Below are 17161 nucleotides of genomic sequence, written 5' to 3' on the forward strand. Positions count from 1 at the left end.
AATATCGGCTACTGCCAGTCAGAAATGCCCCGTTTACGATCGCAAAGGAGATAAACATGTCAGAAATAATTATCGTTAGTGACGCGCTGGAACTGCGGGCGGTAGAAGAACACCACGTCACCCCTCTGCATCAGTTGGTGCTTAAAAATAAAACCTGGCTCCAACAGTCACTGAACTGGCCGCAGTTTGTCGAATCTGAGGACGACACGCGTAAGAACGTGCAGGGGAATATGATGTTGCACCAGCGCGGCTACGCCAAAATGTTCCTTATTTTCGAACATGGGGAGGTGGCTGGCGTTATCTCGTTTAACCAGATAGAGCCGCTGAACAAAGCCGCTTATATTGGTTATTGGCTGGATGAAGAGCACCAGGGCAAAGGCATTCTGTCTCAGGCGCTACAGGCAATGATTCGTCATTATGCGCAGCGCCAGGAGATTCGCCGCTTCGTGATTAAATGTCGTGTAGATAACGTCAGAAGCAACCAGGTTGCACTGCGCAATGGCTTCCGACTGGAAGGATGTATGCAACAGGCGGAGTTCCTTAATGGCGATTACCATGACGTGAATCTCTACGCCCGCATCATTGATGGCTCTTCAGAATAAACCGGCGATAGGGGTGCGCGTGATACGTTGTTCGCCGTTGATCACTTTTGGCCCGCGCAGATGGATCGCATCGCCATCAAAGGCTTCAACTTGGGCCTGATCGGTTATCTCAATATGATGCTCGATCAGCACTTCACCCAGAATACAGGCATAGCCTTCAATCAGGATGTGACCGTCAAGCTGGAGCGGTCCGCCACGTAATTGCGCATGCCCCCCAACCAGCACGTGGTGTTTCAGCACGCAGTTACCTTCAACCACCGCGTGTTCCGCCACCTGCGAGCTGTAGCGCAGGGTAGGAATGGCGTCTTCATCCGTTCCGGCGATGACGCGTGCATGCCCATAGACTTTGGCGCAATCGCAGATCCAGACATTATTCTCTTCGTTGCCTTCTATCCGTGCAAAATCAAAAACTTCAGCCCGATGTTCTATAAAGGCATAATTGATCATCGCATCGCCATAGATTTGCGCCTGATGCACCACGCGTGAATTGCTGACTGCCGCCCGCTCGTAAATTTGCAGGAGCTGGTCGCTTTCACGGGTTAACCCTCTGGCCGCAATGATTTCAGAGTCACACACAATGCGTGCATCACCGCAGATGAGGCACTCACCGCGAACGACAGAATCCTGAATGGTGACGTTGTCACGTATTTGCGCGTTATGGCTGATTTCTGCTCGGTCAATCCAGACGGCATCACCAATTTGCGCGCCATCTCTGACCACGCTTGCCTGTGTAATACGGGCGTCTCCGGTTATCGTCGCGCCGGAAAACGCGAGCGCATTCTCATCGTATATCCAGCAATTACCGCTTTGCGACAGAACGCTTTCATCATCAATCCAGCCACCGAGCGTACCGGATCTAACATCATTAAAATCAATGAGTGCGATGATTTGGCGTAGTAATACACTTTTTTTATTGCCATTATCCAGGTAACTAAAGGAGCGAGATTCATCGCTTAGACGGTATTTGGTCATAGCTCATTTCCATGTTGCGCACCTTAGTTAAACGTAGCAAAGTTTTCTGTACTGGCTAAACCGGCAGATATTCCATAAAATGCATTTCAAATATACTTTAAAAAATAAACAAAATGAGTAAGAACAAACAGAGTGAACGGGTCCTCAATCTTCCGGCCGGTTATTTTGGCATGGTACTGGGTACAATTGGGATGGGATTTGCGTGGCGTTACGCCAGCCAGGTGTGGCCGGTGAGCCACTGGATTGGTGATGGCTTAGTCATCCTTGCAATGGTCATCTGGGGATTGCTGACGCTGGCCTTTCTGAGCCGTTTACTGCGTTTTCCGCATAGCGTACTGGCGGAAATTCGTCATCCGGTGATGAGTAGCTTTGTCAGTCTGTTTCCGGCCACCACGATGCTGGTCGCGATTGGATTTGTTCCGTGGTATCGACCTCTGGCGATTGGGTTATTCAGTATTGGCGTGGTCATACAGCTGGCATACGCAGCCTGGCAAACGGCAGGGCTGTGGCGTGGGGAGCATCCGGAAGAGGCCACCACGCCGGGTCTGTATCTGCCAACCGTTGCCAATAACTTTATCAGCGCCATGGCCTGTGGTGCACTTGGGTTCAACGATGCCGGATTGGTATTTTTGGGCGCCGGGGTATTTTCATGGCTCAGCCTGGAGCCAGTGATTCTGCAACGTTTACGAAGCTGCGGCGAGCTGCCGACGGTTTTACGGACTTCACTTGGTATTCAGTTGGCACCCGCGCTGGTCGCCTGTAGCGCCTGGCTTAGCGTCAACGGTGGCGAGGGGGATACGTTAGCCAAAATGTTGTTCGGCTATGGTTTGCTGCAACTTCTGTTCATGCTACGCCTTATGCCGTGGTATTTGTCACAGCCATTTAATGCGTCTTTCTGGAGCTTCTCGTTTGGCGTGTCGGCCCTGGCGACAACGGGATTGCATCTTGGACACGGCAGCGAATCAGGATTTTTTCATACGCTGTCTATCCCACTGTTTATTTTTACCAATTTTATCATTGCATTATTACTGATACGTACGTTTGCATTGCTGATGCAGGGGAAACTGCTCATCCGCACGGAGCGTGCTGCATTACTGAAATCTGAGGATAAATAATGACCCTTTGCGACGAAAACTACTTTACTGAAAAATATGATTTAACCCGTACGCATTCCGATGTCGTTGAAGCGGCAAAAGTGGTTGCACCAGGTAAAACGTTAGATCTGGGCTGCGGTAACGGCCGAAACAGCCTGTACCTGGCGGCAAATGGCTATGACGTTACCGCATGGGATAAAAACCCCATGAGCATCGCTAACCTTGAGCGCATCAAAGCGGCTGAGGGGCTGACCAACCTGAACGCGAAGGTCGCTGACCTTAATGCGTTGCGTTTTGAGGGTGAATACGATTTTATTCTTTCTACCGTTGTACTGATGTTTCTTGAAGCCAAAACGATCCCTGGCCTTATTGAGAATATGCAACGTTGTACTAAACCGGGTGGATATAACTTAATCGTCGCAGCGATGGATACTGATGATTTTCCGTGCACCGTTGGTTTTCCGTTTGCGTTTAAAACCGGAGAATTACGCAACTATTACAGTGGGTGGGATCTGCTGAAATATAACGAAGACGTAGGTGAACTTCATCGTACAGATGAAAACGGTAATCGAATTAAACTGCGCTTTGCCACCATGCTGGCACGCAAAACTGCCTGAACCTCGCGTCTGGGTTAACTCTTTCTGCGTTCAGCATTTTTTGTGCTGAGCGCAGAGATAAAATTGTGCGGTGCTTACCATTTTTAGTACATCCAAAATGAAACTGTTTTGCTATCCTTTTTAGGCATCATTGCGAAAACTAAAGGGATCGTTTCATGCGTACTCAAACTTTATTTAAAGTTGCAGCGCTTACTGGCTTGTTGGCATTATCCGGCTGTGCGTCAAAAGTGACCGAGCCGGATAAATATTCTGGGTTTTTAAAAAATTACTCTGATCTGAAGGAAACAAAATCAGCCTCGGGACAAACGGTACTCCGTTGGGTTGACCCGAGCTACAACGAATCCAAATATGACAACATCGTGTATAACCCGGTAACGTATTATCCGGTTCCGAAACCTACTACGCAGGTAGGGCAGCAGGTTCTTGATCAATTACTGACCTATACCAATACACAGTTGAAATCCGCCATCAGCAAGCGTAAGCCTCTGGTTACGACCCCTGGACCGCGTAGCCTGATTTTCCGCGGGGCGATTACCGGTGTAGCGACCAGCAAAGAAGGACTGCAGTTCTATGAAGTGGTCCCGGTTGCACTGCTCGTTGCGGGAACGCAAATGGCGACGGGTCACCGTACCATGGATACCAACCTCTATTTCGAGGGTGAGTTGATTGATGCAGCGACCAATAAACCGGTGATTAAAGTTGTACGTAAGGGTGAAGGTAAAGACCTGAACAACGAAAGCACGCCGATGGCGTTCGAAACGTTGAAGAAAGTTGTTGATGACATGGCGACCGATGCCTCCATGTTTGATGTGAACCAAAAACCACAATAAAAATGATGAACGCACCATCTCAGGATGGTGCGTTTTTTTATGCCACACGACGACGATAGAGTAGTTTACCCATCAGCGCTTCCGGTCGGGCAAACATCACCAGATTTCCCAGTAAGATCAACACCAATCCGGCAATTGCATTAACTTGCCAGATGTATCCTTCATACAATGTTGACAGCGTCAGCGCCACCAGCGGGAACAGCAGCGTGCTGTATGCCGCCTTACTGGGACCAATGCGACCTACCAGCGTGAAATAAGCGCCAAAGGCAATCACTGAGCCGAAAATAGCCAGATATAACAGCGCGCTAAGATAGCTGAATGTCCACTGTGGCGTGAAGTTGTCGCCGCGCACCAGCGCAATGGCCGCGATCAGCAATGTGCCGTACAGCATGGCCCAGCTGTTGGTCGTTAACACTTCTAACCCTTTTTTCTGGTGACGCAGACTGATCATATTGCCCAGTGAGAAGCCGAAGGTCCCGAGGGCGCTTAAGCCGATGCCCAGCAGCAGTGAATGATTAAACCCGCTGTTGAGCAAATCCTGCCAGAACAGAGTCACGATGCCCGTCAGTCCCAAACCCGCTGCAATATAGAAGCGCAGCGGTGGTTTTTGCCCAAAAAAGATGAAGCTATTGACTGCATTGAACAGGACGGCCATCGAGAAAATCACCGACTCCAGGCCGGTATTAATCCACGCCGCAGCCGTATAAAAACACCAGAAGTTAAAGCAAAAAACGCATCCGCCCTGTAACAGACAAAACAGATGATCGCGGCCAGACAGTTTGCGTAATTTACCGCTTAGCAACAGGATCACTATCATCACCGAGCTGGCAACGGCGAAGCGCCAAAAGATAGAAACCGGTGCAGAAACCGGACCTTGCTGCAAATAAATCGCAATCCATGTCGTTCCCCAAATAACCACTACCAGGCAGTACAACAGTGCGTTCATACGACTCTCTCTTTATTCATTCAGACTTACACTGTGTCACGACGGAATGCAGGAGGCTTTCATCGGCTTGCGGTGGACTTGCAAAATCTTGCGCTTTTTTTAGCGTAATAGTGAAAAGGCAGCTGTTAACGATATGTAGCTGATATAGACTGAAAGCCTGCTAACTTATTTTGAATGTGATGGTATGTCTCAGCCCTACGGTGCCTTTGAAAACTTGCGCAAACATAATGCCGTGCTGCATGAATCGGTTGCGTTACATTCAGGGATCCAACTGGCGGCCTGGTCGAACAAACGCGATACCATCACCCAATATTGCGATCACCATACGCTCAGTTTATACATCGCAGATGGTTACGAGAGTTACCACAAGACGGCGGGAGGCTGGAAGAATGGCGGGGGACCAGACCGTTTTTGCCTGATGCCGAAAGAGAGTGAGTCCAGTTGGGATATTCGTGACGATCTTTCCTTTGTTCATCTCTATTGTACGGACGCGCATTTGCGCGAAGTGGGTGAAAAAGTCTGGGACAAAAGCCCCTATAGCTTCACGCTGGACGAGCATACGTTTGGCAGTGACCCGGGGATCACGGCGGTTTACCGTCAGTTTTTGCTTGGTAATGACTGGCAGCAACCGGCCAATCACCTCACGCTTAGCGCGGCATCTTCACTACTGTTAACGCATCTGATCCAGCATTACAGCAATGTGCAATGGCGACTTCCCGTCGTCACCGGAGGGCTTGCGCCTGCCACATTGCGCAACGTGCTGGCCTATATTGAAGCACATCTGGCGTATCCCATAACGTTGAGCGATCTGGCAAGCGAGGCAGCGCTAAGTGAATTCCATTTTGCCAGAATGTTTCGCCAGTCGATGAATATGGCGCCTCATCAGTACGTCATGCAACGCCGTATGGCGCTGGCGCAGCAACTGGTCTGTTGTTCATCACGCAGCCTGTCGGATATTGCAATGGCCTGCGGGTTCAGTTCGGCGAGCCATTTCAGTAACCGGTTTAAACAAGTGACGGGTAAGACGCCAACGCAGCTACGCGCGGCGAAATAATGTCAACACTGAGTAGCAGATACCGCCGACGACCAGCCCCCAGAATGCAGACCCAATGCCAAATACCGTCAGGCCACTGGCCGTAACCAGAAAAGTCACAATGGCCGCGTCGCGTTCTGCTTCATTATGTAAGGCTTGAAATAAACTACCGCTAATCGTGCCGAGTAATGCCAGACCAGCAAGCATCTGGATCCAGCTTACGGGCAGGGCTGCCATCAGTCCTGTGACCGAACCGCCAAACACCCCAGCCAGAATGTAAAAGACACCCGCTGCGGCTGCGGCGAGCCAGCGTCGATTTACATCTGGATGGGCTTCGGGGCTTTGGCAAATTGCTGCGGTTATGGCGGCGATGCAGATGGAATAGACGCCAAACGGCGAAAATAGCAGTGCCAACAGACCCGTAAAAACAATCAGGGGTGAAACGGGTAACGAATATCCAGATGCTTTCATGGTCGCAATACCGGGGGCATTTTGCGAAGCCATAGTGACCAGAAACAGCGGTAGCGCAATACTGATACTGTGGGCTAATGAAAAGTGTGGTGCAATAAACGCTGGCAACACCGGTGACAGATTAACACCATCGGTGACAATGTCACCTTTAACCAGGGCGATGGCTATACCTACCAACATTGCGGCGATAACGGCATACCGTGGGGCGATTACTTTTAGTACCAACCACGCCAGCAGCATGCTGCCGCACAAGATAAGCTCACTGTTCAGGCTATTGAACGCCTGCAAACCAAAACGCAGCAAGATCCCGGCCAGCATGGCCGACGCCAGCGAGTGGGGAATAATTTTCATCAGGCGGGCAAACAGCCCGGTTATACCGCACAGCACAATCAATGCATTAGCTACGATAAAAACACCGATAGCATCCTGAATCGATACCCCTTGCAGGCCCGTCACCAGCAGCGCGGCACCGGGCGTTGACCATGCGGTGAGTACAGGGGCGCGATACCACAATGTCAGCGCCAGCGTACTGACCCCCATTGCTAGCCCCAGTGCGGTCATCCAGCCTGCGATTTGTCCGGTCGTCGCACCTGCGGCGAGCGCCGCTTGCCAGATAATGGCCGCTGAACTGGCGTAGCCGACCAGGACCGCCACAAAACCCGACAAAACTGTAGGCAGGGGGATGGAAAATGTGCGCATAGCAACTCCGCGTGCGTTATAACGGTCAGTCACTGTAGCACTGTGCGTTATAGCGTACAAGTGCTAAGCTGTAGCCCTGAGAAAGGAGAGCGACGAAGGAGAAAAATGGACAACTTAACCCACTATTTGGCCACAACGCTCAAGACGCTACGTCACCAGCGTGAATGGAGCCTTTCGCGTCTGGCGGAGGAAACTGGCGTGTCAAAAGCGATGCTGGGGCAGATTGAGCGCAACGAATCCAGTCCAACGGTGGCGACATTGTGGAAAATTGCCACTGGACTGAACGTCCCGTTTTCAACGTTTATTTCACCACCAGAGTCAGAAGGCTCGCTAACATTCGATCCCCAGCAGCAGGCGATGGTCGTCACGCCGTTGTTCCCGTGGGATCCGCAACTGTGCTTCGATCATTTTTCGATACTGCTGGCACCCGGCGCGCTCAGTGAATCTACTCCGCATGAAACCGGCGTAATTGAGCACGTGGTGGTGATTAGTGGTCTGCTGGATATGTGTATTGAGGGGCAGTGGCGCACCCTTAAATCCGGTGAAGGTGTCCGTTTCGCCGGAGATACGGCACATAGTTACCGTAACAGTAGCGAGCAAACGGTTCATTTTCATTCGCTGATCCATTACCCACGCGGTTAATCGGGAAAACTATTCCGAAACGCCGCGCTTGTGACTACAATAACCGCCATTTTTACCGCTTGTGGATGGTAACAACTGTATGCGCCAGCAGCCTCATCACCTTGAATTGTTAAGCCCGGCTCGGGATACCGCCATTGCGCGCGAAGCCATTTTGCACGGCGCAGACGCCGTTTACATTGGTGGACCAGGTTTTGGCGCGCGTCATAACGCCAGTAATAGCCTGAAAGATATAGCCGAATTAGTGCCTTTTGCCCATCGTTACGGGGCAAAAATCTTTGTGACGCTAAACACGATCTTGCATGATGATGAGCTGGAGCCCGCACAACGGTTAATTACCGATCTGTATCAGACCGGCGTTGATGCCCTGATCGTGCAGGATATGGGGATTCTGGAACTGGATATTCCCCCGATTGAACTGCACGCCAGCACCCAGTGCGATATTCGCAGCGTTGAGAAGGCGAAATTTCTATCCGATGTGGGATTCACCCAGATTGTGCTGGCGCGCGAACTGAGCCTTGAGCAGATTAACGCTATCCATCAGGCTACCGATGCGACCATTGAGTTTTTCATTCACGGTGCGCTGTGCGTTGCCTATTCAGGGCAGTGTTATATTTCACATGCACAAACCGGACGCAGCGCTAACCGCGGCGACTGTTCCCAGGCTTGCCGTCTGCCGTATACCCTGAAAGACGATCAGGGGCGCGTGGTATCCTATGAAAAACATCTGCTGTCGATGAAAGATAACGATCAGACCGCCAACCTGGGTGCGTTGATTGACGCAGGTGTGCGTTCCTTCAAAATTGAAGGGCGCTATAAGGACATGAGTTATGTGAAGAATATTACCGCGCATTATCGCCAGATGCTCGACGCCATCATTGAAGAACGCGGCGATCTGGCCCGTTCATCAGCGGGACGTACCGAACATTTCTTTACCCCATCCACAGAGAAAACCTTCCATCGCGGCAGTACCGATTATTTTGTGAATGCCCGTAAAGGGGATATCGGCGCATTCGACTCACCAAAGTTTATCGGTTTGCCGGTCGGCGAAGTCCTGAAGGTGGCGAAAGATCATCTCGATGTTGAGGTGACTGAACCGCTGGCAAACGGGGATGGCCTGAACGTGTTAATCAAACGTGAGGTTGTTGGATTTCGCGCCAACACCGTGGAAAAAACGGGGAACAATCGTTATCGGGTATGGCCGAATGAAATGCCCGCCGACCTGCACAAAGTGCGTCCGCATCATCCGCTGAATCGCAACCTCGATCATAACTGGCAGCAAGCGTTAACAAAAACTTCCAGCGAACGCCGTGTTGCGATCGATATTGAGCTCGGCGGCTGGCAGGAGCAGTTGATTCTGACGCTCACCAGTGAAGAGGGCGTGAGTATCACCCATACGTTGGACGGCCAGTTTGAGGAAGCGAACAATGCGGAAAAAGCGTTGAGTAACCTACAGGACGGACTGGCAAAACTTGGTCAGACGATGTACTACGCCCGCAATATTCAGGTGAATCTGCCGGGCGCGCTGTTCGTGCCAAACGGTCAACTAAATCAGTTCCGGCGTGAAGCCGTTGATATGCTGGATGCAGCGCGCTTGCAAAGCTATCAGCGCGGTAGCCGCAAACCGGTATCTCAGCCAGCGCCGGTTTATCCACAAACGCACTTGAGTTTCCTGGCTAACGTCTACAACCAAAAAGCGCGTGAGTTTTATCACCGTTATGGCGTTCAGTTGATTGATGCAGCCTATGAAGCACATGAAGAAAAGGGCGAAGTGCCGGTGATGATCACCAAACATTGCCTGCGTTTCGCCTTTAACCTGTGTCCGAAACAGGCGAAAGGTAACATCAAAAGCTGGAAAGCAACACCGATGCAACTGGTTAACGGCGATGAAGTCCTGACGCTGAAATTTGATTGCCGACCGTGCGAAATGCACGTAATCGGCAAGATGAAGCATCACATTCTGAAGATGCCGTTGCCGGGCAGCGTCGTGGCTTCGGTCAGTCCAGAAGAACTGATGAAGACACTGCCGAAGCGCAAAGGTTAATCGTTAGCTCAGATGTGTATCGGGTTTGCGTGATTTTTGCCAGTGATGGTGCTCACGAAGATCGGCGGCGGATTCTTCCGCCGTCACTCGAAGTTCATCGCTGTCGGCCGTGTGTCGTAGTAAATGATCGGCATCCTGCACCTGAAGATATTCATGTCCCTGATTAGTAGCGAAAAGTTGACCGGAAAAAAGCGCGCTGGCCAGCAATAACACCGTTAACCCTTTCTTAAACATCATGCACCCTCTGGTACGTTAGCTGCGGAATTGGCGATAATTTCGCCCGGTGACTATTCAATATTTTAATCGGGTTAATGACAATCTCTGTTTTGCCATTTCGATGTTTTTTACATTTTTGTTTAGTCGATGTTGGGATTTGTAACACCCGGGCAGTGCAGCGCGCTGACCGGGTGTTATCAGGGCGAGATTCAGGACTTAAATCCGGCGGCCGTCATCAGGAGACGAAAGAACATGCCAACGGCGGCCAGGGCCAGCACGCTGCCGCCCCAGAGGATCACCAGCCACATCAGGCGTTTCCAGATTGTTTGTTGCATCAATGATACCCCTCACCATGTTGAACTTTGCCGCGGAAAACGTAGTAGCTCCAGAAGGTGTACACCAGGATTATCGGGATAATCAGCAGTGCGCCAACCAACATAAAGCCCTGACTTTGTGCCGGAGCCGCCGCCTGCCAGAGCGTAATAGACGGTGGAATGATATGTGGCCAGATACTGATCCCCAGCCCGCTAAACCCGAGAAAAATCAGCCCCAGCGTTAATACAAAAGGCAGCGTATGGCAATTATGTTGCCCCAGCGAACGCCACAGCCAGAGACTGATAAGCGCAACCAGCAGCGGAACCGGCATCAGGAACCAAAGGTTGGGCAGGCTAAACCAACGCTCGGCAATCGCGCTATGTGCCAGTGGTGTCCACAGGCTGATAATGGCAATCACAACCAACATTGCCAGCAGCAGTTTTTTGGCCACACTGCGCATTTTATCCTGCAACGGATTTTCGCTTTTCATCACCAGCCATGTCGCCCCCAGCAGGGCGTAAGCCACGACCAGACCAACGCCGCAGAACAACGTGAACGGGGTCAACCAGTCGAAAGGACCGCCGCTGTAGCTGCGTCCGGTAACGGAAAATCCGTTGAGTACGGCACCCACCACGACACCTTGCGTGAATGTCGCGAGGATTGAACCGCCGAGAAAGGCTTTATCCCAGAATGGTCGGTGAGCCGGTGTGGCTTTGAAGCGAAACTCGAACGCGACGCCGCGAAAAATCAGACCGATTAGCATCAGGGTCAACGGAATCGTCAGCGCATCGACAATCACCGCATAGGCCAGGGGGAAAGCGCCGAATAATCCTGCGCCGCCCAACACCAGCCAGGTTTCATTGCCGTCCCATACCGGGGCTACGCTGTTGACCATAACATCGCGGTCGTCAGCGTCCTGAATCGCTGGGAATAAAATGCCAATCCCGAGATCAAAACCGTCCATCACGATATACATCAGCGTGGCGAAGACGATAATTACAAACCAGACAACTGATAAATCGATACCCATTAGCGATGTGCCTCCGGTTGAGAATCGAGGACGGCGGCTGAAAGCGGCCGGGCAGGCGTGCCTGTTGGCGGAATAGTCGGGTCATCTTCCTGTGGCCCTTTACGGATCAGGCGGATCATGTAGCTGTAACCCACGCCAAACACTGAGCTGTACACCACAAAGAAGGACAGCAGGCTGATGCTCATATGTAAATCGCCATGTGCAGAAACCGCATCCGCCGTACGTTGCAGACCGTAAACCACCCACGGCTGACGGCCAACTTCAGTGGTCACCCAACCGGCAAGGATGGCAATCAGACCGGAAGGACCCATCCATAAGGCAAAGCGCAGAAAAGGGCGCGAGGTGTATAAACGCTGCTTATAGCGCAGCCACAGGGCAAACGCGCCCAACAGGATCATCAGCATGCCTAGCCCGGCCATTATGCGAAACGACCAGAACACCATAGTGGAGTTGGGCCTGTCTTCTTTAGGAAACTCTTTTAGGGCCGGGACCTGTTTGTCCAGACTATGGGTCAGGATCAGACTGCCCAGCGCCGGGATTTCCAGCCCATAGCGGGTGCGTTCCTGCTCCATATCCGGCCAGCCGAACAGCAGCAGCGGAGTCGGTTCACCGGGGCGATTTTCCCAGTGTCCTTCAATCGCAGCAATTTTTACCGGCTGATGCTTCAGCGTATTCAAACCGTGCATATCGCCAATCAAGGCCTGCAGTGGAGCGACGATTAATGTCATCCACAGCGCCATCGAAAACATCGCTCGAATTGCTGGTGTGTTATTCCCGCGCAGCAAATGCCATGCCCCCGAGGCAGCAACAAACAACGCGCTGCTCAGGAAGGCGGCAACCGACATATGCAGCAGACGATAGGGGAATGAGGGATTGAAAATAACGGCGAACCAGTCGACGGGAACGACCTGGCCGTTAACTATTTCATAGCCTTGCGGTGTCTGCATCCAGCTGTTGGAGGCGAGGATCCAGAAGGTTGAAATAATGGTACCCAGTGCGACCATGCAGGTGGCAAAGAAATGAAGTCCTGGACCAACCCGATTCCAGCCAAACAACATCACCCCAAGGAAACCAGCTTCGAGGAAGAAGGCGGTTAATACTTCATAGGTCAGCAACGGCCCAGTGATACTCCCGGCGAACTCGGAAAAACCACTCCAGTTGGTGCCGAACTGATAAGCCATCACCAGCCCGGAAACTACACCCATACCAAAATTTACGGCGAATATTTTCGACCAGAAATGGTAAAGCGATCGCCAGGTGGGATTTTTCGTTTTTAGCCATAGCCCTTCCAGCACAGCCAGATAACTGGCGAGCCCGATAGTAATAGCCGGAAAGATGATGTGAAAGGATACCGTAAACGCGAACTGGATCCTTGCCAGGTGAAACGCGTCAAGACCGAACATGCTTAACTCCGCAGGCAAAATTGATTTAGCGCAATTCTAAGTCTGAGGAGCAATGGAAGGCAGAAACAGAACAGTTCTTTTTAACCATAACAGTTGCACAATTGCTATAGCTTTCACAAAAGATGGAGTCTTCAATATTGATGCCTTGATTAGTTCAAACATTGAATTGGCACTTTGTTATATTCGCCGAAAATTATTCATTGGAACAATAAAATGAGCGGAATCGACTTTGTCGTTTTGTGGGTTGACTCAAGTGATTTAGCCTGGCAGGCGAGTTTTGCCAAGCATAAAGCGGCGGGTTGCCATGCTGAGGGGGCTATGCATCCGGCGCGTTTCAGAGATATGGGTATTTTTAATTATTGGTTCAGGTGTGTGGAAAAATATGCGCCATGGGTAAGAAAGATACATTTAGTTACATGCGGACAGATTCCCGCATGGCTTAATGTGAATCATAAAAAGTTAAACATTGTTTTTCATGAACAGTTTATCGAAAACAAGTACTTGCCTACATTTAACTCTAATGCGATAGAGCTTAATCTTCATAAGATAAATGATTTGAGCGACAAATTTGTCTTGTTTAATGATGATATGTTCATTACGGCACCGCTGGCTGAAGATTTCTACTTCGATAATGGAAATCCAAATGACTTTTTGATTTTAAAGAAAAACCCTCCAACCAACAAAGATAATCTCATCATGGCCTCATCAGATTTTCTCAACATCAGCATATTAAATAGCCACTTTAGCAAGCGTGCGATGATGCAGGAAAATAAGAATAAATATTACAGCATGTGTTATAAAAGACGGCTACTGAAAAATTTCGCTAACCGAAAAGAAAAGTTTTTCGAAGGGTTTTATAGTCGACACATTCCGCAACCATTTTTGAAAAGTACGTTCAATGAGATATGGCAGGTGGAAGAACAGTTGCTGAGGGAAACAGTCAGTAAGAAATTCCGCGAGCCTTTGTGCTTAACGCAATACTTATTCCGATATTGGCAGTTGGCGAATGGGAAATTTAACCCTAAAAACCCTATAAAGAGAGGTAAGTATTTCAATTTATCCTCTAAAAGCATAAACGATGCTATCAAAACACTAACCGATGGAACTGCTCAAACCTGTTTTAATGACACCGAGATACTCAAAGATTTTGATGCGGTGACCGACAAATTGCGCACAGCATTTGAAAATGTGTTTAGTGAAAAGTCAGGATATGAGATTTAAGACAATAACAGTTTAGGTTTCACTTGGCAGGCTGCAACTTCGGCATTGAAACAAAACTATTCATAACAGTTAGTAAAAATGTAGAGATTATGTAAACTGATATACATGATGGTGGTTACCTGAACGGATTTTCAGAATGAAAAAGTACCAGCGACTGGCAGAGCAAATTCGCGATCAAATTGCGTCTGGCGTATGGCAGCCAGGCGATCGCTTGCCATCCTTACGTGAGCAGGTGGTCAGCAGCGGACTGAGTTTTATGACCGTCGGACACGCATACCAGTTGCTGGAAAGCCAGGGGCGGATTATTGCCCGACCGCAGTCTGGCTATTATGTCGCCGCGCGCCCCGAACGTGAATTTGCTGCGCCGCAGGTGCAGGTCATGCGCGATGAAGCGGTGGATATCAATACCTACATTTTTGATATGTTGCAGGCCAGCCGGGATGCGTCAGTGATGCCCTTTGCCTCCGCATTCCCCGACCCGCGTCTGTTTCCACTTCAGCAGTTGAACCGCTCGTTGGCGCAGGTGAGTAAAACCGCCACCGCCATGAGCGTGATTGAAAACCTGCCGCCGGGGAATGCTGACCTGCGTCATGCCATTGCCCGTCGCTATGCTCAACAGGGGATGACCATTTCACCGGACGAAATCGTCATCACCACCGGCGCGATGGAAGCCCTCAACCTGAGCCTGCAAGCAGTCACCGAACCGGGTGATTGGGTAATTGTCGAAAACCCCTGTTTTTACGGGGCGTTGCAGGCCCTGGAGCGATTACGTCTGAAGGCGCTTTCGATTGCCACCGACGTAAAAGAGGGGATCGATCTCACCGCGCTGGAGCAGGCGTTGCAGGAGTACCCGGTAAAAGCTTGCTGGCTAATGACAAACAGCCAAAATCCACTGGGTTTTACGCTCAGCGCAGAGAAAAAGGCGCGTCTGGTTGCCTTGCTGGAAAAATACCACGTAATACTGATTGAAGATGATGTTTACAGCGAACTGTACTTTGGCCGCGAAAAACCGTTGCCCGCCAAAGCCTGGGATCGCGCCGACAGCGTTCTGCATTGTTCGTCTTTCTCCAAGTGCCTGGTGCCAGGATTTCGTATTGGCTGGGTAGCAGCAGGGAAACATGCCCGGCGTATTCAGCGACTCCAGCTAATGAGCACCTTATCTACCAGTTCGCCCATGCAGCTTGCCCTTGTTGATTATCTTTCAACCCGGCGCTATGACGCGCATCTGCGGCGCTTGCGTCGGCAACTGGCGGAACGTAAACAACAGGCCTGGCAAACGCTGCTGCGTCATCTTCCGGCGGAGGTCAAAATTCACCACAACGACAGCGGTTATTTTCTGTGGCTGGAGCTGCCGGAACCGCTTGATGCCGGTGTGCTCAGTACCCATGCGCTGGCACACCACATCAGTATTGCGCCGGGGAAAATGTTCTCGACCTCGGGAAGCTGGACTCGTTTTTTTCGTTTTAATACTGCATGGCACTGGGGAGATCGCGAAGAGCAGGCCGTAAAACAGCTTGGTAAATTAATTCGTGAAATGATGAAATAAACCATAACGTGCTATTCAATATAAATGAATAGCGCGTTCTTATTTTCGAAATAGTGAATGCTGAACCACGGTATTATTTATATCGGGTGCGTCCATACAAAATATCAATAGTTAATACTATTGCCACCTCTGCATCTAACTCCTTGTCTATACTCCAGAAGATTACCCCCAGGTCAGAGTCTGTAGCGTAATGAGCGTTAGCTCACAACCTGATTAAATTTCCTTGCGCCAGCAGGAACGCTTACAACACCCCGACTATTTTTAGAAAAGGACATATATTTACGGCAAGGCTGCCGCTCAATATTTTTTAGACAGGAGTAAGACGTTATGAGCAAGCAGTTTGCCCTCAGTAGCCTGTGCGCACTCAGTATGACGCTGATGACTGCGCAGGCAGCCGAACCCCCCACATCATTAGATAAACCGGAAGGCCGCCTGGATATTATTGCCTGGCCGGGTTATATCGAACGTGGACAAACCGATAAACAATATGACTGGGTCTCGCAGTTTGAGAAAGATACCGGCTGCGCGGTTAATGTCAAAACGGCAGCCACATCCGATGAGATGGTCAGCCTGATGGCAAAAGGCGGTTACGATCTGGTTACCGCTTCTGGTGATGCCTCACTGCGCCTGATTATGGGAAAACGCGTTCAGCCGATTAATACCGCGCTGATCCCTAACTGGAAAAGCATCGATCCACGGGTGGTAAAAGGCGAATGGTTTAACGTTGGCGGAAAAGTTTACGGCACACCGTACCAGTGGGGACCAAACCTGCTGATGTATAACACCAAAATTTTCCCAACGCCGCCGGATAGCTGGAGTGTGGTGTTTGTTGAGCAAAAACTTGAGGATGGGAAAAGCAATAAAGGTCGCGTTCAGGCCTACGATGGCCCGATCTATATTGCCGATGCCGCGTTATTCGTTAAAGCCACTCAGCCGCAGTTGGGTATTACCGATCCCTATCAGCTCACTGAAAAACAGTATCAGGCGGTGATCAAAGTCCTGAGCGATCAGCACGCGTTGATCCATCGCTATTGGCACGATACCACCGTGCAAATGAGCGATTTCAAAAACGAAGGCGTGGTGGCGTCAAGTGCCTGGCCTTATCAGGCTAACGCCTTGAAAGGCGAAGGTCAGCCAATTGCCACGGTTTTCCCAAAAGAAGGGGTTACCGGATGGGCTGATACCACCATGCTGCACAGTGAAGCGAAACACCCGGTTTGTGCTTACAAATGGATGAACTGGTCATTAACCCCGAAAGTACAGGGCGACGTAGCGGCCTGGTTTGGTTCTCTGCCAGTGGTACCTGAAGGTTGTAAAGCCAGCCCTCTGTTGGGTGAAAAGGGTTGTGAAACCAACGGCTATAGCTACTTTGACAAAATTGCCTTCTGGAAAACGCCGATTGCCGAAGGTGGAAAATTCGTTCCTTACAGTCGCTGGACGCAGGATTACATCGCCATTATGGGCGGTCGTTAATTCCACTGGG

Annotated in this window: 17 protein-coding genes; 10 read left to right on the forward strand and 7 right to left on the reverse strand. The window is 50.5% G+C overall.

The genetic code is table 11. The features are described 5' to 3' along the window. Positions 1–56: 56 nt before the first annotated feature. Entirely contained in the window at positions 57–602 is a 546-nt protein-coding gene (gene rimL / locus SK38_RS05455; RefSeq protein ID WP_048235314.1) for a 50S ribosomal protein L7/L12-serine acetyltransferase, read from the forward strand. Here rimL and ydcK read toward each other — a convergent pair. Further along, positions 594–1574, reverse strand: coding sequence for a YdcK family protein (gene ydcK, locus SK38_RS05460; protein ID WP_048235315.1), 981 nt, complete (start codon positions 1572–1574; stop codon positions 594–596). The two genes, rimL and ydcK, sit on opposite strands and share 9 nt — an antisense overlap. A gap of 113 nt (positions 1575–1687) precedes the next feature. Between ydcK and tehA the strand changes: the two genes are divergently transcribed. The 3 genes from tehA (at position 1688) to SK38_RS05475 (ending at position 4115) form a co-directional block, all read left to right on the forward strand. Continuing rightward, complete coding sequence (gene tehA, locus SK38_RS05465; protein ID WP_008784854.1) at positions 1688–2689, forward strand: dicarboxylate transporter/tellurite-resistance protein TehA; 1002 nt, start codon at positions 1688–1690, stop codon at positions 2687–2689. After that, positions 2689–3285 (forward strand): tellurite resistance methyltransferase TehB, encoded by a 597-nt coding sequence (tehB, locus tag SK38_RS05470; RefSeq protein ID WP_048227574.1) that lies wholly within the window; start codon positions 2689–2691, stop codon positions 3283–3285. Before tehA ends, tehB begins: the two co-directional genes overlap by 1 nt. Positions 3286–3440: 155 nt before the next feature. Continuing rightward, positions 3441–4115 (forward strand): DUF3313 domain-containing protein, encoded by a 675-nt coding sequence (locus SK38_RS05475; RefSeq protein ID WP_048227575.1) that lies wholly within the window; start codon positions 3441–3443, stop codon positions 4113–4115. Between the two features lie 37 nt (positions 4116–4152). Here the strand turns inward: SK38_RS05475 and SK38_RS05480 are convergent, their stop codons facing one another. Next, positions 4153–5061 carry a DMT family transporter gene (locus SK38_RS05480; protein ID WP_032943534.1) on the reverse strand — a complete coding sequence of 303 codons (909 nt, stop codon included), beginning with the start codon at positions 5059–5061 and terminating at the stop codon, positions 4153–4155. A 184-nt stretch (positions 5062–5245) separates the two neighbouring features. Between SK38_RS05480 and SK38_RS05485 the strand changes: the two genes are divergently transcribed. Continuing rightward, positions 5246–6115 carry an AraC family transcriptional regulator gene (locus tag SK38_RS05485; protein ID WP_048235316.1) on the forward strand — a complete coding sequence of 290 codons (870 nt, stop codon included), beginning with the start codon at positions 5246–5248 and terminating at the stop codon, positions 6113–6115. Here SK38_RS05485 and SK38_RS05490 read toward each other — a convergent pair. Further along, positions 6098–7264: a benzoate/H(+) symporter BenE family transporter gene (locus SK38_RS05490; RefSeq protein WP_048235317.1), complete on the reverse strand. Its 1167-nt coding sequence runs from the start codon at positions 7262–7264 to the stop codon at positions 6098–6100. The genes SK38_RS05485 and SK38_RS05490 overlap by 18 nt on opposite strands. A 105-nt stretch (positions 7265–7369) precedes the next feature. Here SK38_RS05490 and SK38_RS05495 point away from each other — a divergent pair, with 105 nt between their 5' ends. Both SK38_RS05495 and rlhA read left to right on the forward strand, forming a co-directional pair. Next, positions 7370–7906, forward strand: a complete 537-nt coding sequence (locus SK38_RS05495) for a helix-turn-helix domain-containing protein (RefSeq protein ID WP_048235318.1) — start codon at positions 7370–7372, stop codon at positions 7904–7906. Between the two features lie 79 nt (positions 7907–7985). Beyond that, on the forward strand, positions 7986–9947 hold the full coding sequence (rlhA, locus tag SK38_RS05500; protein WP_032943529.1) for a 23S rRNA 5-hydroxycytidine C2501 synthase: 1962 nt from the start codon (positions 7986–7988) through the stop codon (positions 9945–9947). A 3-nt stretch (positions 9948–9950) separates the two neighbouring features. Here rlhA and SK38_RS05505 read toward each other — a convergent pair whose 3' ends face one another. The 4 genes from SK38_RS05505 to SK38_RS05515 all read right to left on the reverse strand — a co-directional run bounded on the left by SK38_RS05505 (position 9951) and on the right by SK38_RS05515 (position 12911). Then, a complete protein-coding gene (locus SK38_RS05505; RefSeq protein WP_003020233.1) occupies positions 9951–10181 on the reverse strand; it encodes a DUF2554 family protein in 231 nt (76 codons plus the stop codon). 191 nt (positions 10182–10372) lie between these two features. Further along, positions 10373–10498 carry a DUF2474 domain-containing protein gene (locus tag SK38_RS23680; protein WP_003020230.1) on the reverse strand — a complete coding sequence of 42 codons (126 nt, stop codon included), beginning with the start codon at positions 10496–10498 and terminating at the stop codon, positions 10373–10375. Continuing rightward, a complete protein-coding gene (gene cydB / locus SK38_RS05510; RefSeq protein ID WP_048235319.1) occupies positions 10498–11508 on the reverse strand; it encodes a cytochrome d ubiquinol oxidase subunit II in 1011 nt (336 codons plus the stop codon). Before cydB ends, SK38_RS23680 begins: the two co-directional genes overlap by 1 nt. After that, positions 11508–12911, reverse strand: a complete 1404-nt coding sequence (locus SK38_RS05515; protein WP_048235320.1) for a cytochrome ubiquinol oxidase subunit I — start codon at positions 12909–12911, stop codon at positions 11508–11510. The genes cydB and SK38_RS05515 overlap by 1 nt, the downstream gene beginning before the upstream one ends. Before the next feature lie 213 nt (positions 12912–13124). Here SK38_RS05515 and SK38_RS05520 point away from each other — a divergent pair, with 213 nt between their 5' ends. The 3 genes from SK38_RS05520 to ydcS all read left to right on the forward strand — a co-directional run bounded on the left by SK38_RS05520 (position 13125) and on the right by ydcS (position 17151). Further along, complete coding sequence (locus SK38_RS05520) at positions 13125–14132, forward strand: Stealth CR1 domain-containing protein (protein WP_048235321.1); 1008 nt, start codon at positions 13125–13127, stop codon at positions 14130–14132. A 136-nt stretch (positions 14133–14268) separates the two neighbouring features. After that, a complete protein-coding gene (locus SK38_RS05525) occupies positions 14269–15678 on the forward strand; it encodes an aminotransferase-like domain-containing protein (protein ID WP_048235322.1) in 1410 nt (469 codons plus the stop codon). 327 nt (positions 15679–16005) lie between these two features. Beyond that, entirely contained in the window at positions 16006–17151 is a 1146-nt protein-coding gene (ydcS, locus tag SK38_RS05530) for a putative ABC transporter substrate-binding protein YdcS (protein ID WP_048235323.1), read from the forward strand. The last annotated feature ends 10 nt before the right edge of the window (positions 17152–17161 follow it).

Source organism: Citrobacter sp. MGH110, assembly GCF_001037515.1.
GTDB classification, from domain to species: Bacteria; Pseudomonadota; Gammaproteobacteria; order Enterobacterales; family Enterobacteriaceae; genus Citrobacter; species Citrobacter portucalensis.

What these genes read in the sequence shown, in the direction of transcription:
- rimL (WP_048235314.1), top strand. Translation starts at nt 57, where the DNA reads ATGTCAGAAATAATTATCGTTAGTGACGCGCTGGAACTGCGGGCGGTA.
- ydcK (WP_048235315.1), bottom strand. Translation starts at nt 1,574, where the DNA reads ATGACCAAATACCGTCTAAGCGATGAATCTCGCTCCTTTAGTTACCTG.
- tehA (WP_008784854.1), top strand. Translation starts at nt 1,688, where the DNA reads ATGAGTAAGAACAAACAGAGTGAACGGGTCCTCAATCTTCCGGCCGGT.
- tehB (WP_048227574.1), top strand. Translation starts at nt 2,689, where the DNA reads ATGACCCTTTGCGACGAAAACTACTTTACTGAAAAATATGATTTAACC.
- SK38_RS05475 (WP_048227575.1), top strand. Translation starts at nt 3,441, where the DNA reads ATGCGTACTCAAACTTTATTTAAAGTTGCAGCGCTTACTGGCTTGTTG.
- SK38_RS05480 (WP_032943534.1), bottom strand. Translation starts at nt 5,061, where the DNA reads ATGAACGCACTGTTGTACTGCCTGGTAGTGGTTATTTGGGGAACGACA.
- SK38_RS05485 (WP_048235316.1), top strand. Translation starts at nt 5,246, where the DNA reads ATGTCTCAGCCCTACGGTGCCTTTGAAAACTTGCGCAAACATAATGCC.
- SK38_RS05490 (WP_048235317.1), bottom strand. Translation starts at nt 7,264, where the DNA reads ATGCGCACATTTTCCATCCCCCTGCCTACAGTTTTGTCGGGTTTTGTG.
- SK38_RS05495 (WP_048235318.1), top strand. Translation starts at nt 7,370, where the DNA reads ATGGACAACTTAACCCACTATTTGGCCACAACGCTCAAGACGCTACGT.
- rlhA (WP_032943529.1), top strand. Translation starts at nt 7,986, where the DNA reads ATGCGCCAGCAGCCTCATCACCTTGAATTGTTAAGCCCGGCTCGGGAT.
- SK38_RS05505 (WP_003020233.1), bottom strand. Translation starts at nt 10,181, where the DNA reads ATGTTTAAGAAAGGGTTAACGGTGTTATTGCTGGCCAGCGCGCTTTTT.
- SK38_RS23680 (WP_003020230.1), bottom strand. Translation starts at nt 10,498, where the DNA reads ATGCAACAAACAATCTGGAAACGCCTGATGTGGCTGGTGATCCTCTGG.
- cydB (WP_048235319.1), bottom strand. Translation starts at nt 11,508, where the DNA reads ATGGGTATCGATTTATCAGTTGTCTGGTTTGTAATTATCGTCTTCGCC.
- SK38_RS05515 (WP_048235320.1), bottom strand. Translation starts at nt 12,911, where the DNA reads ATGTTCGGTCTTGACGCGTTTCACCTGGCAAGGATCCAGTTCGCGTTT.
- SK38_RS05520 (WP_048235321.1), top strand. Translation starts at nt 13,125, where the DNA reads ATGAGCGGAATCGACTTTGTCGTTTTGTGGGTTGACTCAAGTGATTTA.
- SK38_RS05525 (WP_048235322.1), top strand. Translation starts at nt 14,269, where the DNA reads ATGAAAAAGTACCAGCGACTGGCAGAGCAAATTCGCGATCAAATTGCG.
- ydcS (WP_048235323.1), top strand. Translation starts at nt 16,006, where the DNA reads ATGAGCAAGCAGTTTGCCCTCAGTAGCCTGTGCGCACTCAGTATGACG.